The sequence below is a fragment of the Micromonospora globbae genome (assembly GCF_036184225.1).
Lineage (GTDB): Bacteria > Actinomycetota > Actinomycetes > Mycobacteriales > Micromonosporaceae > Micromonospora > Micromonospora globbae.
This window is the reverse complement of the sequence record NZ_CP108084.1, coordinates 4561875-4575347: the sequence shown is the minus strand read 5'-3', so window position 1 is coordinate 4575347 and position 13473 is coordinate 4561875. Positions and strand designations below refer to the sequence as shown.

14 protein-coding genes are annotated in these 13473 nt (G+C 72.1%); 9 read left to right on the top strand and 5 right to left on the bottom strand.

The annotated features are described in order from the left end of the window. Positions 1–39 precede the first annotated feature (39 nt). Together OG994_RS20470 and OG994_RS20465 are read left to right on the top strand one after the other, a co-directional pair. Positions 40–915, top strand: a complete 876-nt coding sequence (locus OG994_RS20470) for a biotin--[acetyl-CoA-carboxylase] ligase (protein ID WP_328850656.1) — start codon at positions 40–42, stop codon at positions 913–915. Positions 916–1093: 178 nt separating this feature from the next. Next, positions 1094–1666, top strand: a complete 573-nt coding sequence (locus tag OG994_RS20465) for a PH domain-containing protein (protein ID WP_120327641.1) — start codon at positions 1094–1096, stop codon at positions 1664–1666. Positions 1667–1749: 83 nt separating this feature from the next. Here OG994_RS20465 and OG994_RS20460 read toward each other — a convergent pair whose 3' ends face one another. Together OG994_RS20460 and OG994_RS20455 are read right to left on the bottom strand one after the other, a co-directional pair. Then, positions 1750–2469, bottom strand: coding sequence for a GtrA family protein (locus tag OG994_RS20460; protein WP_328850655.1), 720 nt, complete (start codon positions 2467–2469; stop codon positions 1750–1752). A 63-nt stretch (positions 2470–2532) separates the two neighbouring features. Next, complete coding sequence (locus tag OG994_RS20455; RefSeq protein ID WP_328853757.1) at positions 2533–3069, bottom strand: GtrA family protein; 537 nt, start codon at positions 3067–3069, stop codon at positions 2533–2535. A 457-nt stretch (positions 3070–3526) separates the two neighbouring features. Here OG994_RS20455 and OG994_RS20445 point away from each other — a divergent pair, with 457 nt between their 5' ends. The 3 genes from OG994_RS20445 to OG994_RS20435 all read left to right on the top strand — a co-directional run bounded on the left by OG994_RS20445 (position 3527) and on the right by OG994_RS20435 (position 7765). Next, a complete protein-coding gene (locus OG994_RS20445) occupies positions 3527–5371 on the top strand; it encodes a phosphoenolpyruvate carboxykinase (GTP) (protein WP_120327643.1) in 1845 nt (614 codons plus the stop codon). Positions 5372–5820: 449 nt separating this feature from the next. Further along, complete coding sequence (locus OG994_RS20440; RefSeq protein WP_328850654.1) at positions 5821–6963, top strand: geranylgeranyl reductase family protein; 1143 nt, start codon at positions 5821–5823, stop codon at positions 6961–6963. Positions 6964–6994: 31 nt separating this feature from the next. After that, the gene (locus OG994_RS20435; protein WP_120327768.1) at positions 6995–7765 is read left to right on the top strand and encodes an isoprenyl transferase; all 771 of its coding nucleotides are present in this window, start codon (positions 6995–6997) and stop codon (positions 7763–7765) included. Between the two features lie 65 nt (positions 7766–7830). On the opposite strand, the gene otsB is transcribed toward OG994_RS20435, so the two are convergent. From otsB to OG994_RS20420, 3 genes are all read right to left on the bottom strand, one after another. Beyond that, positions 7831–8655 (bottom strand): trehalose-phosphatase, encoded by an 825-nt coding sequence (gene otsB, locus OG994_RS20430; protein ID WP_328850653.1) that lies wholly within the window; start codon positions 8653–8655, stop codon positions 7831–7833. Positions 8656–8724: 69 nt separating this feature from the next. Next, on the bottom strand, positions 8725–9078 hold the full coding sequence (locus tag OG994_RS20425; protein ID WP_120327646.1) for a hypothetical protein: 354 nt from the start codon (positions 9076–9078) through the stop codon (positions 8725–8727). Between the two features lie 161 nt (positions 9079–9239). Beyond that, positions 9240–9683: an XRE family transcriptional regulator gene (locus OG994_RS20420; protein WP_120327647.1), complete on the bottom strand. Its 444-nt coding sequence runs from the start codon at positions 9681–9683 to the stop codon at positions 9240–9242. A gap of 264 nt (positions 9684–9947) precedes the next feature. Here OG994_RS20420 and OG994_RS20415 point away from each other — a divergent pair, with 264 nt between their 5' ends. The 4 genes from OG994_RS20415 (at position 9948) to OG994_RS20400 (ending at position 13458) form a co-directional block, all read left to right on the top strand. After that, on the top strand, positions 9948–10289 hold the full coding sequence (locus OG994_RS20415) for a hypothetical protein (protein WP_120327648.1): 342 nt from the start codon (positions 9948–9950) through the stop codon (positions 10287–10289). Positions 10290–10320: 31 nt separating this feature from the next. Continuing rightward, positions 10321–10656 (top strand): hypothetical protein, encoded by a 336-nt coding sequence (locus tag OG994_RS20410; protein WP_120327649.1) that lies wholly within the window; start codon positions 10321–10323, stop codon positions 10654–10656. 431 nt (positions 10657–11087) lie between these two features. Beyond that, positions 11088–12503, top strand: coding sequence for a PhoH family protein (locus tag OG994_RS20405; RefSeq protein WP_120327650.1), 1416 nt, complete (start codon positions 11088–11090; stop codon positions 12501–12503). Between the two features lie 265 nt (positions 12504–12768). Then, complete coding sequence (locus tag OG994_RS20400; RefSeq protein WP_192902094.1) at positions 12769–13458, top strand: aggregation-promoting factor C-terminal-like domain-containing protein; 690 nt, start codon at positions 12769–12771, stop codon at positions 13456–13458. The last annotated feature ends 15 nt before the right edge of the window (positions 13459–13473 follow it).

The window sequence follows — 13473 nt, the reverse complement described above, 5'->3', positions numbered from 1 at the left end:
CCTCACCACCGGCTGCCGTCCGGCCCGTAGGCTGGCGGGATGCCGGGCTCCCCGTACACCGATCTGGACCGCCCGCCGCTGTCGGCGGCGCGGCTGCGACGGGCGCTGGTCGCCCCCTACGGTCCCTGGGCCCGGCTGGACCTGCGCGTGGAGACCGGCTCGACCAACGCCGACGTGGCCGAGGCGGCGCGGGCCGGTGAACCCGAGGGGCTGGTGGTCGTCGCCGAGCGGCAGACCGCCGGGCGGGGGCGCCGGGGCCGGGTCTGGCAGTCGCCGCCGCGGGCCGGGATCGCGACGAGCGTCCTGCTCCGGCCCGGGGAGGCCGTCGCGGACCGCGGCTGGGCGGCCGTCCCCACCACGGCGTACGGCTGGCTGCCGCTGCTGGCCGGCGTGGCGCTCGTCGAGGCGGTGGCCCGCCTGGCCGAGCTGGAGGCCGTGCTGAAGTGGCCGAACGACCTGCTCATCGGCGACGCCAAGTGCGCGGGTGTGCTCGCCGAGGCGCTGCCCGGCACGGCCCCGGATCAGCCGCCGGCCGTCGTCGTCGGCATCGGCCTCAACGTGACGCTCCGCGCCGACGAGCTGCCGGAGAACCCGACGGGCCTGCCGGCCACCTCGCTGCAACTGGCCGGTGCCGCGGCCACCGACCGGGACCCGCTGCTGCGGGCGCTGCTGCGTTCGGTGGCCGACTGGTACGACCGCTGGCGGGCCGCCGGCGGGGACGCGGTCGCGAGCGGCCTGCGGGACGCGTACGTGGCCGCCTGCGCCACGATCGACCGTCCGGTGCGGGTGCTGCTGCCCGGCGGCGGGGAGCTGACCGGCACGGCGACCGGGGTGGACCCGGACGGGCAGCTCGTGGTCGACACCGCCGAGGGTGAACGACACCTCGCGGCGGGCGACGTGCTCCACCTGCGCTGACCCCGCCCCCCTTCCCCGCGATCTTGCAGTTTGTGCCCGGGCGAAAGGGGTCAAAGGGTGCGAACAGGGGGCCCGAAGTGCAAGATCGCGGGGAGGGTGAGGGTCGGCCGCGCGGCTGATGGCCCTACGGGCGGTGACCGGTTACGGTCACCCCGTCCGTTCCTGCGAGGAGGTTCGCGTGGCGTTCCCCGAGGACGTGCTCACCGAGGACGAGCATGTCGTGTTGCACCTGCACCCCCACTGGAAGGCCCTCATCCGGCCGGTCGTGGTGCTGGTGCTGGCCGTCGCCGCGGTGGTGGCCGGCGTCGTCCTGCTCCCCTCCGGCGGTGGTGGGTCCGTCGCGCTGGCCGTGATCGGTGCGCTCGCCCTGGTGGCGGTGCTGTGGTTCGCGCTCTGGCCGTTCCTGGTCTGGCGGACCACCCACTACCTCTTCACGAACGAGCGGGTGCTGCTCCAACACGGCGTCTTCTCCCGGGACCGGCGGGACATCCCGCTCACCCGGGTCAACGACCACTCGATGAGCCAGCGGTTCGTCGAGCGGCTGCTCGGCTGCGGCACGCTGACCATCGAGTCGGCCGGTGAACGCGGCCAGTCCGTCCTCGTCGACGTGCCGCGTGTCGGGCAGGTGCAGACGAAGCTCTACGAGCTGGTCGAGGCGCAGCACGACAAGCACTCGCTCGGCGACGGGGAGATGCGGGAGATCCTCGCCGACATGCGGGAGGGCAAGCCGCTGCGCGACCCCACGGCCTGACGTCCCGCCGGCGGCCCGTTGACCATGGAGTTGTCGTCGCGCACGCCGTGGCGGGCGATCGCCACTCGACGTGCGTGGTGGGGTCAGCGGCGGGGGCGTGGCCGGGTGACCGGTGCGAGTTCGGCCGCCAGTTCGGCGTCCAGGTCCCCGCTGGCGAGCCGAGGGTCCAGCGAAGCGAGGCGCTTGCGCGGCGGCGGCGGCGCAGGATGCCCGTTCGTCGAGGCCGCGGCGCGTCCGGGCTGGTCGTCCGGCTCCTCTTCTTCCTCCAGCTCTGAGATCGACTCGGCCAGCTCCGCGACCGGGTCCATCTCGGCCATCGTGTCCCACTCGTCCCGCGGGATGCTGTGCCAGGTCTTCTCGGCGGGAGCGGGCGCGGGTTGGAAGACGAACGTCCGGTAGGACCAGAAGCGGAACAGCGTGGCCAGCAGCACGCCGCCGGTCTTGGCGACGTTCAACGCCAGCAGGCTGGTCACGCCGAGGCCGTACTTGGCGGCCGCCAGCACGCCCAGCTCGATGAGCAGGCCGGTCGCATTGAAGAGGAAGAACAGGGCGTACTCGCGCCGGATCGCTGATTTCGGTCGATCGCGGTACGTCCAGTGACGATTCATCAGATACGACGTGATGGTCGCCACGATCGTGGCCACCACGGTCGCCTTCAGCTGGCCGTCGACGAAAACGGTCAGTGCCAGCGCATTGAACACGGCGTAATTGATGACGGTGTTGATGCCACCGACGATGCCGAATTTGAGCGCCTCGTGGATGAACTTCTGCCATCGCTCGGGCAGCAGACGGACAAGACGCATGCGGAACACCTTAGGGCAGTGGTTTGGGCCGGCAGGTTCCGGCCGAACGGACTGGGCGGCAGGTCACGCCCCGTGATCTCGGTCGTACGTCACTTCCGGTACGGCTGGGGTTCCCGCTTCCGGGAAGACGAACCGTCGATAGGACCAGAACCGGAACAGCGTCCCGAGCCCGGTGCCCACGATGAAGCTGGCGATGTTGTCCGCGAGGGGTGTGCGGAACACCTCCGGCCAGAGGCTACCCAGCCCGTAACGGCTGATCGCGAGGCACGCGACGGCGATGCCGAGGCCCACGCCGTTGAAGAAGAAGAACAGCGCGTACTCGCGGGCGGGGTTGCTGCGCTGGCGGTGGCGCCACGTCCAGAAGCGGTTGCCGACGAACGCCACGGTCGCCGCGATCACGGTGGAGATGGTCTTCGCGGTCACCTGCTCCAGGCTCTGCGCCACCGTCAGGTAGTTGAACAACGCGAAGTCGATCAGGAAGGCGACGCCGCCGACCGTGGCGAACTTGCTCAGCTCCCGGACCAGATGGCCGAAACGGTCGACCAGTGCGCGGACCGGACCCGTGCGGGTCTGTGGGGAGCCCGGAGTCTCTCCCGTCATCGTCGCGGCCACCCGCCGAGCCTACCGGCTGGTGGCACGCGGCACGGGTAGCAACGGCGAGCGCGGGCGGCCGGCATCGGCGGGGCCCGCGGCGTCCGTGGTGGACATGAACGCAGCGTAGTCGCTCCGGCGACGGTCGCGGGATGGAAACCCGGAAGTCGTACGCCTCCGGGTGTCACACGGTTCGGGGCGCCGCCGAGACACGGGCGCGACGGGCGTCGTCGAAGGTTCACCGCAGGATTTGCGTGAAACTGCGCGCAAAAACGGGTATCAGCTCGCGATGCCGCAGCGTGGCCGTACCTTGTGCAGTTCTTCACAACCAGTCCCACTGACTGGGGAGGCTGCCCGGTTTACGCTGAGCCCAATCCCAGGTTTCCACGAAGGCGAAGCGGTTCCCGCCCCGCCCAGACTCGTACATCCCATACATCGGTCAGCGTCGACCACAAGGAGATGTGTCATGGTTGCTCCGGCTACTGTTCGGGGTATCGATCAGGCCCCGACGTCCCATCCGAAACTGCTCGCCTGGGTGCGTGAGGTCGCAGAACTGACGACGCCCGACCGGGTCGTCTGGGTGGACGGTTCCGACGAGGAGTGGCGCCGCCTCACCGACGAGCTCGTGGAGGCCGGCACGCTGATCCGGCTGAACCCGGAGAAGAAGCCCAACTCCTTCTACGCCCGTACCGACCCGTCTGACGTGGCCCGGGTCGAGGAGCGCACCTTCATCTGCTCGGTCGACGAGGCGGACGCCGGCCCCACCAACAACTGGATGGCGCCGGCCGAGATGAAGCGCATCATGACGGACCTCTACCGGGGTTCGATGCGAGGCCGGACGATGTACGTGATCCCGTTCTGCATGGGGCCCGTCGAGGCCGAGAAGCCCATGTTCGGCGTGGAGATTACGGACAGCCCGTACGTGGTCGCCTCGATGCGCATCATGACCCGGATGGGCAAGAAGATCCTCGACGCCATGGGGAACGACGCGGACTTCGTCCACGCGCTGCACTCCATCGGCGCGCCGCTCGCGCCGGGGCAGAAGGACGTGGCCTGGCCCTGCAACGAGACCAAGTACATCTCGCACTTCCCGGAGACGCGGGAGATCTGGTCGTACGGCTCCGGCTACGGCGGCAACTCGCTGCTCGGCAAGAAGTGCTACTCGCTGCGGATCGCCAGCGTCATGGGGCGGGACGAGGGCTGGCTCGCCGAGCACATGCTCATCCTGAAGATCACCTCTCCGGAGGGGCGGGTCTACCACATCGCCGGCGCGTTCCCGTCGGCGTGCGGCAAGACGAACCTCGCCATGCTGGAGCCGACCATCCCCGGCTGGAAGGTCGAGACGATCGGCGACGACATCGCCTGGATGCGGTTCGGCCCGGACGGCCGGCTCTACGCCATCAACCCCGAGTACGGCCTGTTCGGCGTGGCGCCCGGCACGGACTGGAAGACCAACGCCAACGCGATGCGGACGCTCGACCGCGGCAACTCCATCTTCACCAACGTGGCCCTCACCGACGACGGGGACATCTGGTGGGAGGGGATGGGTGAGCCGCCGGCGCACCTCATCGACTGGAAGGGCAACGACTGGACGCCGGAGAGCGACAGCCTCTCCTCGCACGCGAACAGCCGCTTCTGCACGCCGATCACCCAGTGCCCCATCCTCGCCGAGGACTACTACGACCCGAACGGCGTACCGATCGACGCGATCCTCTTCGGTGGGCGCCGTCGGGACACCGTCCCGCTGGTGACCGAGGCCCGTGACTGGGTGCACGGCGTCTACATGGGTGCGACGCTCTCGTCGGAGACGACCGCCGCCGCGTCCGGCGCCGTCGGCGTGGTGCGCCGCGACCCGATGGCGATGCTGCCCTTCATCGGCTACCACGCCGGCGACTACTTCCGGCACTGGATCGAGATGGGCAAGGGCGCCAACGGCGACGAGTCGAAGCTGCCGCGGATCTACTACGTCAACTGGTTCCGCAAGGACCCGGAGGGCAACTTCCTGTGGCCGGGCTTCGGCGAGAACTCCCGCGTGCTCAAGTGGATCATCGAGCGGATCGAGGGGCGCGCCGAGGCCGTCGAGACCCCGATCGGCATGGTGCCCGCGCCGGACGCGCTGGACGTCGAGGGCCTGGACATGACGCCCGAGGACGTCCGGATCGCGCTCAAGGTCGACCCGGAGGAGTGGCGTAACGAGCTGCCGCTGGTCACCGAGTGGTTCGAGAAGTTCGGTGACAAGCTGCCCGGCGTCCTCTGGGCCGAACTGGACGCCCTGCGCGCCCGGCTCGACGCGGAGCAGCCGCAGCGATAGACGCGAGCGCCCGCAGGCCGGGCGTCGATCGGCACGGCCGCCGAGACCCGCGAGGTCCGGCGGCCGTCGTCGTGTGCGGGCCGGCCCGGTGGGCGGCGTACGGCTGGATCGACGAGGCGATCATTCTGGGCCGGCGACCGGCCAGGAATCGGCGCTGTTGACGGCGCTGTCGAGCTGCCCCGGATGTGGGGCAGCTCGACAGCGTCCCCATCACCACTGGATGCCGCGAGCCGGCGTGGCGCGGCCAGGTACCAGCTCCTCCCGCCCGGTGCCGCGCGCCAGGGGAGGCGCCGGGCGATCCCGCCCTACGCCGCCCGGCGACGTGCCGGTGCGCTGCCGGCGCTCGCGTGCGGAGACCGGGCAGTATGTGGCTGTGGTCTCGGTCACCCTGGGGCGGCGCGCGACGCCGGCCGCCCCGGGGTGACGGCGGGCGGGAGGAGGGCGGCACGGTGGACGACGAGTTCGACGTGGTGGTGGTCGGGGCGGGGCCGGCGGGGTCGGCGGCCGCACTGGCGGCCCGGCGCGCTGGCGCCCGGGTGCTCCTGCTCGACCGGGCCGACTTCCCGCGGGACAAGGCGTGCGGTGACGGGATCGCCGCACACGCGCTGGACGTCCTCGACGAACTGGGGGTGCCCGACGCGGTCGCCGGCTACCCGCCCCTGCCGGCGCTGCGGCTGGTCGGCCCCGGCGGCGGCGCGGTGGCCCGGCGGCTGCCCCGGCCCGCGTACACCGTGCCCCGGACGGTCTTCGACGCCCGGCTGGTGGCCGCGGCGGTGGCGGCGGGTGCGCAGCTGCGCCGGCACACGGTCCGCCGCGTCGCGCAGCGCGCGGACCGGGTGGTGCTCGACGGCGAGGTGGCGGCCCGGGTCGTCGTCGGCGCGGACGGTGCCGGGTCCGTCGTCCGCCGCGCGCTCGGGCACCCGGTGAACCCGGACCGGCACCTCGCGCTGGCCATCCGGGGGTACGCTCCGGCGCTGCCCGGCCCGCCGGAGCAGCTCATCGTCACCTCGGGGGCGCGCTGGCCCGCGTACGCCTGGTCCTTCCCGATCGGTGACGGGCGGGCGAACGTCGGGTACGGGGAGGTGCTGCGGAGCGAGCCGTTGACCCGGGCGCACCTGCTCGACCGGCTGGCCGCGCTGCTGCCGGACACCGACCCGGGCACGGTCGAGGGGCTGCGCGCCCACCACCTCCCGCTGTCGACGCACCGCCCCCCGCCCGGCCGGGGCCGGGTGCTGCTGGCCGGTGACGCCCTCTCGCTGGTCAACCCGTTCACCGGGGAGGGGATCTTCTACGCCCTGCTGTCCGGTCTGCTGGCCGGCACCGCGGCGGCCGGGTCGCCCGACCGGGCCGCCCGCCGGTACGCCGACACCCTCCGCCGCCGCCTCGGCCGGCACCTGCGGCACAGCTCGGTGGCCGCCTGGCTGGCCCGGCGCCGGCGGGTGGTCGACGCGGCGGTCCGGGCGGCCCGGCGGGACGACCGGGTCTACCACAGCATCGTCGAGCTGGGGTTGGGTGACGGACGGCTGGACGTGCGCACCCTCGCGATGATCGGCATCGGTCTTCCGGCGCGGGATGAGCCTCCGGGGCGTTGAGCCGTCCGGTCGGTCGCTACGCTGCTAGATGATGTCTCTTCGGAACCTCGTCTACTCCCTGTACGAGCGACGCCTCAAGGCGAAGCTCGTGGGCAAGCCGGTGCCCCGGCACGTCGGAGTCATGTGCGACGGCAACCGTCGGTGGGCCAGGGAGATGGGCTTCGTCGACCCGAACGACGGGCACCGGGTCGGCGCCGCCAAGATCAAGCACGTGCTGGGCTGGTGTGACCAGGCCGGCATCGAGCACGTCACCCTCTACCTGCTGGCGACCGACAACCTCCGGCGCCCGGCCAGCGAGCTCGACCCGCTCCTCAAGATCATTGAGGATCTGGTGGTGGAACTCGCCGAGGAGGGCAATCCGTGGCGGCTGCGGATGGTCGGCGCGCTCGACCTGCTCCCCGCGTCGACCGCCGCCGCCCTGAAGGCGGCCGAGGAGCGCACCCAGGGCCGCAGCGGCGGGGCCGAGGTCAACATCGCGGTCGGCTACGGCGGCCGGCGCGAGATCATCGACGCGGTGCGCTCGTTGCTGCTGGAGCACGCGGCGGCCGGCGGCACCCTCGAGGAGCTGGCCGAGGAACTGGACGTCGAGCACATCGCGGAACACCTCTACACCCGTGGCCAGCCGGACCCGGACCTGGTGATACGGACGAGCGGCGAGCAACGGCTCTCCGGCTTCATGCTCTGGCAGTCGGCGCACTCCGAGTTCTACTTCTGCGAGCTGAACTGGCCCGACTTCCGGCACATCGACTTCCTGCGCGCCCTGCGCTCGTACGCCAACCGCCAGCGTCGGTACGGCGCCTGACCGCGCCGGCCGCCGACCACGGCCCGGCTGACGGCGGGACCGCACCCGCCCGAGGGGCAGGCCGGCTAGCGGAGCTGTTGGGCGGCCCGGGCGAGGAAGTCGCCGAGGGCGGCGGGGGAGTCGATCGTGAGGTCGGCCGCGTCGGCCACCTCCTGCCCGGTCTCCGGGTTGGCGACCGCCACGCAGACGCCCAGGAAGTCCGGATCGGCGGCGGCACGCGCCCGCAACGCCGTGAACGCCTTGATGTCGGAGACGTCGTCGCCGAAGTACCAGGCGGCGCCCGCGTCCCGGATCACCTCGCCGATCACCATGCCCTTGTCCCGGTCGACGGGGGGCTTCAGCTCCAGCACCATCCGGCCGCCCTGCACCCGCAGCCCGAGCCGGTCGGCCTGGGCGCGCCCCCACTCCTGCACCGCCTCGCCGAGCTGCGGCGCGGTGCGCCAGTGCAGGGCCACGGACAGGCGCTTGAACTCGACCAGCGTGCCCAGGGGAAGCTCGGTGCGGGCCAGGTCGGCGAGGTCGGCCATCGTGGGCACCCACGGCAGCGCCGCGGGTTCGGTGACCGTCTCACCGCCCGAGTGGCTGTGCTCCAGGCCGTAGAGGCCGTAGAGGTCCACCCCGGCGAGCCCGCCGAGGCGGTCGCGGAGGAACTCCACCGGCCGGGCAGAGACGATGGCGATGCGGCGTACGAGCGGAGCGAGCGCCTCGATGGCGGCCAGCACCTTCGGCGCGGGCTGCACCGCGGTCGGGTCGTCCCCCACCGGCGCGAGCGTGCCGTCGAAGTCGAAGAAGAGGATGGTCCCGGACGCCCGGCCGGCGGTCGCCCGCCACGCCTCGTCGGCGTTCACGGGGGTCCTCGGCGGCTGGTTGCCCACATTCAACGGCGGCACGCGCGTCAGCGTACCCCGGCTCCGGCGGCTCAATCGTGGCCGAGCGGGACCGTGCGACCCGGTGGGAGATCAGCGTTCGGCGGCCTCCCGTCCGCGCCGTCCGAACGGCACGACCGTCGCCTCCTGACCGTGGCTGAGCAGGTAACCCTCCACGAACCCGGTGTTGCGGTCACCGGCGCGCGACTCGATCTCGTTGAGCCGGGCCACCAGGAACTCGGTGAGCGCGCTGACGCGGTCGTTCAGCCGCTCGTGCAACTCCGCGAGCACGGCCAGGACGACGGCGGTGCCGGCCGCGGTGAGCGCGAAGAGGTTGACGAGCACGGGAAGGTTCCCGCCGTCGACCGCGAGTGTGACCACGTTGCCGGTGGCGCACAGTGTCACCGACACCGTGGCCACCACGACTGCCAACCATTTCAGGGTCATGGACAGACCCCTCCTTCTGTCCCGCAGGGCTGGGTTCGGCCTTGTCCCGTCCCCCGCCGACGACGAGCCCAAGCAGTACGAATAGGGACGCTAGCGTGCCCTTTCCTGCCCCGGAGCGAAACGAATGAGTCTGACCTGCCGTTCTTTCGCCATCTGAGGAACTACCCGGCCTGTTCACCGCGTTTTCGGACATCCACGGGGAGGGTCGGGCGATACGCGAGGTATCGGATGGTTTCCCGGATGTGGAACTTCTCCGCGTCCGACACGTTGGGGTCGACGAGCCGGCGCAACAGCGCCTCCACGTCGGGGTCCATGGGAGGGGTGGGTTGGTTGGTGCGGGGAGTGCCGGCCGTCCGGTCCCAGCCGAGGGCGGCGAACGCGGCGGCCGGGTTGAGTCCCAGGCCCTCGCAGAAGGCGACCACCCGTTCGGCCTCCGGGTCGCTGGCCCAGTCGCCGCGGACCCAGCGGTTGATGGTCTGGCGGGAGACGCCGGTGCGTCGGGAGACCTCTGTGCCGCTCCAGGCCCGGGTTGCCCGCGCCTCGTCGAGCGCGCGTCGGACGAAGGTGGCGAAGGCGATCTTCCGTGCGTTGGCCGTCTCGGTCACGTCGTGACGGTACGACCAGTCCGACGTGGACGGGATCCCAGGCACGCTGTTGTCACGCGAACGTGACGGCGAACTCGGATTCCCGGTTAACGATCCAGCGCCGCTCCTGAGGGGCATCACCTGGGCAGAATAGATGCCCGTAGGTGTCGCGGCGAACGGACGAAAAGCTGATACTGTCACGCCCATGGGACATTCTACGGTGTGTCACGTGCCTGAGACGATTGGTGCTCACATGCGTCACGCCCCCGGTCCGAGGGGGGTGCGGTGACCGAACTCGCGACGCGTGCCCAGGCCTTCGGCCTGATCGCGGAGGGCGTCGCCGCCGGCCTGAGCGCCCCCTGGCGGCTCTACCTCGCCCGGGGCTGCCGTTACCTCTCGTTGAGCGTCGGCGACCGCGCCGAGTGGAACGCCTGGCGTACCCATCTCGGCTGCCCGGAGCTGAGCGTGCGGGTCTACGACGCCGGCGGTGAGATCCGCCGGTCGTCGGTGGCGGAGGTGGTCGTGGACGGCTGCCGGATCACCGTCGAGCTGGTCGAGGAGGTCAGCACCGACGACCTGGACCGGCTGCTCGCCGACCCGGCCCCGGCCGAGCCGGAGGAGCGGTGACGCGGCGCCGGCGGCACCCGGGAGCCGCCCGATGAGCCCGTTCCTCGCCATCTTCCTCGTGCTGGTGCTCGCCGCGGCCAGCTACGCGGCCGGTCGGCTGCACGGCCAGCTGAGCTACCGCATCGGCTACCGCTTCGGCTACCGCCAGGGCTACTTCGACGGCGACCGCGGCGCCTGGAACCGGCGACGCCGCGACGCCCAGGCCGCCATCGCGTCGGCGCTGGCCGCGTCCCCGCCGAGCGCCATCCGCGTGAGCGGGACGGTGGCCCGTCCCGGCACCACTTACACCGGCTCGTCGTTCTCGGCGCCGGCCGCTCCGGTCACCGGGCGGCACCCGACCGGCACCCTGGTCAGACGGACCGGTTGAGACGGTCGGCGGGGCGCACCGCCCGGCGCCCCGCCGGCCGGCACCGAAGGCGCGGTGCGTCGTCCGCGGCGGGCACGCACCGTCAGGGGCCACGTCAGACCGGTGACGGCGGTCCCACCGGCCGGGATGCGCGCAGGGGGCATGCATCCCGGCCGGCTCCGCCGCTCGCCCCCCCGACTCGGCAGCCGGCGTGCCCGATCGCGCCGGCTGCCGCGGGCTGTTCACGCGCCGGTCTCCGGTGAGCCACGTCGAACCTCTAGCCGGCATGCCCGTTCGCCGCTAGCGTCTAGGCATGGCACGGGGTTCTCCCGGGCCAGCCGGCAAGCCCGGCCCGCGACCTCGCGCACGGGGCCCGCATCCGACCCCGTGTCACCGGGCGCCGGAGGAGGCGGACAGCGGATGGCCGGGTGCACATCCGCCGGAGCAGGCCTGTGACGACTCGCCGTACCACCGCCGGTGCCGACCAGACCCCGGCCGCGACTGCCACGACCCGCCGCGTCACCCGGAGCCGCCGCACGGCCGCCGCCGAGCCGGCCGACGCCGAGGAGCCCCGACCAGGTGGCCAGTCCTTCGTCCTGGACACGTCGGTCCTGCTGTCGGACCCGGCGGCCTTCCATCGCTTCGCCGAGCACGAGGTCGTGCTGCCCCTCGTGGTGATCTCCGAGCTGGAGGGCAAGCGGCACCATCCGGAGCTGGGCTGGTTCGCCCGGCAGTCGCTGCGCATGCTGGACGAGCTGCGCGTACGCCATGGCCGGCTGGACCGGCCGGTGCCCGCCAACGACGCCGGCGGCACACTCCGCGTCGAGCTGAACCACACCGACGACAGGGTGCTGCCGCCCGGCTTCCGGAACGAGAGCAACGACACCCGCATCCTGTCCGTGGCGCTGAACCTCGCCGCCGAGGGACGGGACGTCACCCTCGTCAGCAAGGACATGCCGCTGCGGGTCAAGGCCGCCTCGGTGGGCCTGCGCGCCGACGAGTACCGGCACGGCCAGGCCAGCGACCCCACCTGGACGGGGATGGCCGAGCTGGAGCTGGGCGAGGAGCAGATCGGCCGGCTCTACGCCGGCGAGACGCTCGACGTGGACGAGGCCGCCGGCATGCCCTGCCACACCGGCCTGGTGCTGCACTCCGCGCGCGGGTCGGCCCTCGGTCGCGTGCTGCCCGACAAGACGGTACGGCTGGTTCGCGGGGACCGGGAGGCGTTCGGCGTGCACGGCCGTTCCGCCGAGCAGCGGATCGCGCTGGATCTGCTGCTCGACGAGTCCATCGGCATCGTGTCGCTCGGGGGCCGGGCCGGCACCGGGAAGTCCGCCCTGGCCCTCTGCGCTGGGTTGGAGGCGGTGATGGAGCGCCGCCGCCACAAGAAGGTGGTCGTCTTCCGCCCCCTGTACGCGGTCGGCGGCCAGGAGCTGGGCTATCTCCCCGGGACCGAGTCGGAGAAGATGTCGCCCTGGGCGCAGGCGGTCTTCGACACCCTCGGCGCCGTGGTGCACGAGAACGTGCTGGAGGAGGTCACCGCGCGGGGGCTGCTCGAGGTGCTCCCGCTGACCCACATCCGCGGGCGGAGTCTGCACGACGCGTTCGTCATCGTCGACGAGGCGCAGTCCCTGGAGCGGGGGGTGCTGCTCACCGTGCTGTCCCGGATCGGGCAGGGCTCCCGCGTCGTGCTCACACACGACGTGGCGCAGCGGGACAACCTCCGGGTCGGGCGGCACGACGGGGTGACCGCGGTGATCGAGGCGTTGAAGGGGCATCCCCTGTTCGCGCACATCACGCTCAGTCGGTCGGAGCGGTCGCCGATCGCCGCCATGGTGACGGACCTCCTGGAGGACATCCCGAACTGACGCCCGCTTTGTAGGTTTTCATCCCGATTTTAGGCGTGACCCAAATCACAAATGTGTCCGCTGGTTTCCCATCCGCCTCACTGTGCGCGATGGTGTCCCACGAGCGCCCGCGCACCGGAGAGATCGTCAGGGATCGTTCGTCACTCCCGTCACGACCCGGTACGCCGGCTGCGGCCGGGGACGGTCGGGGCGCTCACGGCGCGGGCACCGGCCCCTCACGGCCCGGCACCGCGCCGTGTCCTTGCCCCCGACGAAGGGACACTTCGTGAGTCGGCTGTGGAGCCGGTTGGGTGCCCGCACGGCCGCCGTCGCGCTGCTCTCCGTGGGCGTCGCCGGCGGCTTCTATCTGGGCGAAGACCGGGAGACCCAGCAACAGGGCCTCACGGCGCAGGTCGGCGCGGAGGTCGACCAGGCGGAGTACGAGTACCAGCGCGAGCGCCAGGCCGCCTACCAGGTCCAGTCCGCCCGGCAGCGGGCCGCCGAGTACCAGGCCAAGCTGCGGGCCGCGGAGGCCGCCAAGGAGGCCGCGGAGCGGGCCCGCCGCGCCGAGGAGGCGGCGGCGTCCCGCAAGCGCGAGCGCGAGCGCGAGGCCGCGGCCGCCAAGCAGGAGACCAAGCCGTACGAGGGCCCCATCCCCGCCTCCTGCGCGGAGTACAGCGGCAACCGCAAGATCGGTTGCGCGGAGATGATCAAGGCGGGCTTCCCGATCAAGGAGTTCCCCTGCCTCGACAAGCTCTGGACGAAGGAGAGCGGCTGGAACCACAAGGCCCGCAACTCCTCGTCCGGCGCGTACGGCATCCCGCAGGCGCTGCCGGGCAGCAAGATGGGCTCGGTGGCCGACGACTGGGAGACCAACCCGGCCACCCAGGTCAAGTGGGGCCTCGGCTACATCGAGGGCCGGTACGACACACCCTGCGGAGCGTGGGCGCACTCGCAGGCCGAGGGCTGGTACTGATCCGGACCGTGACGG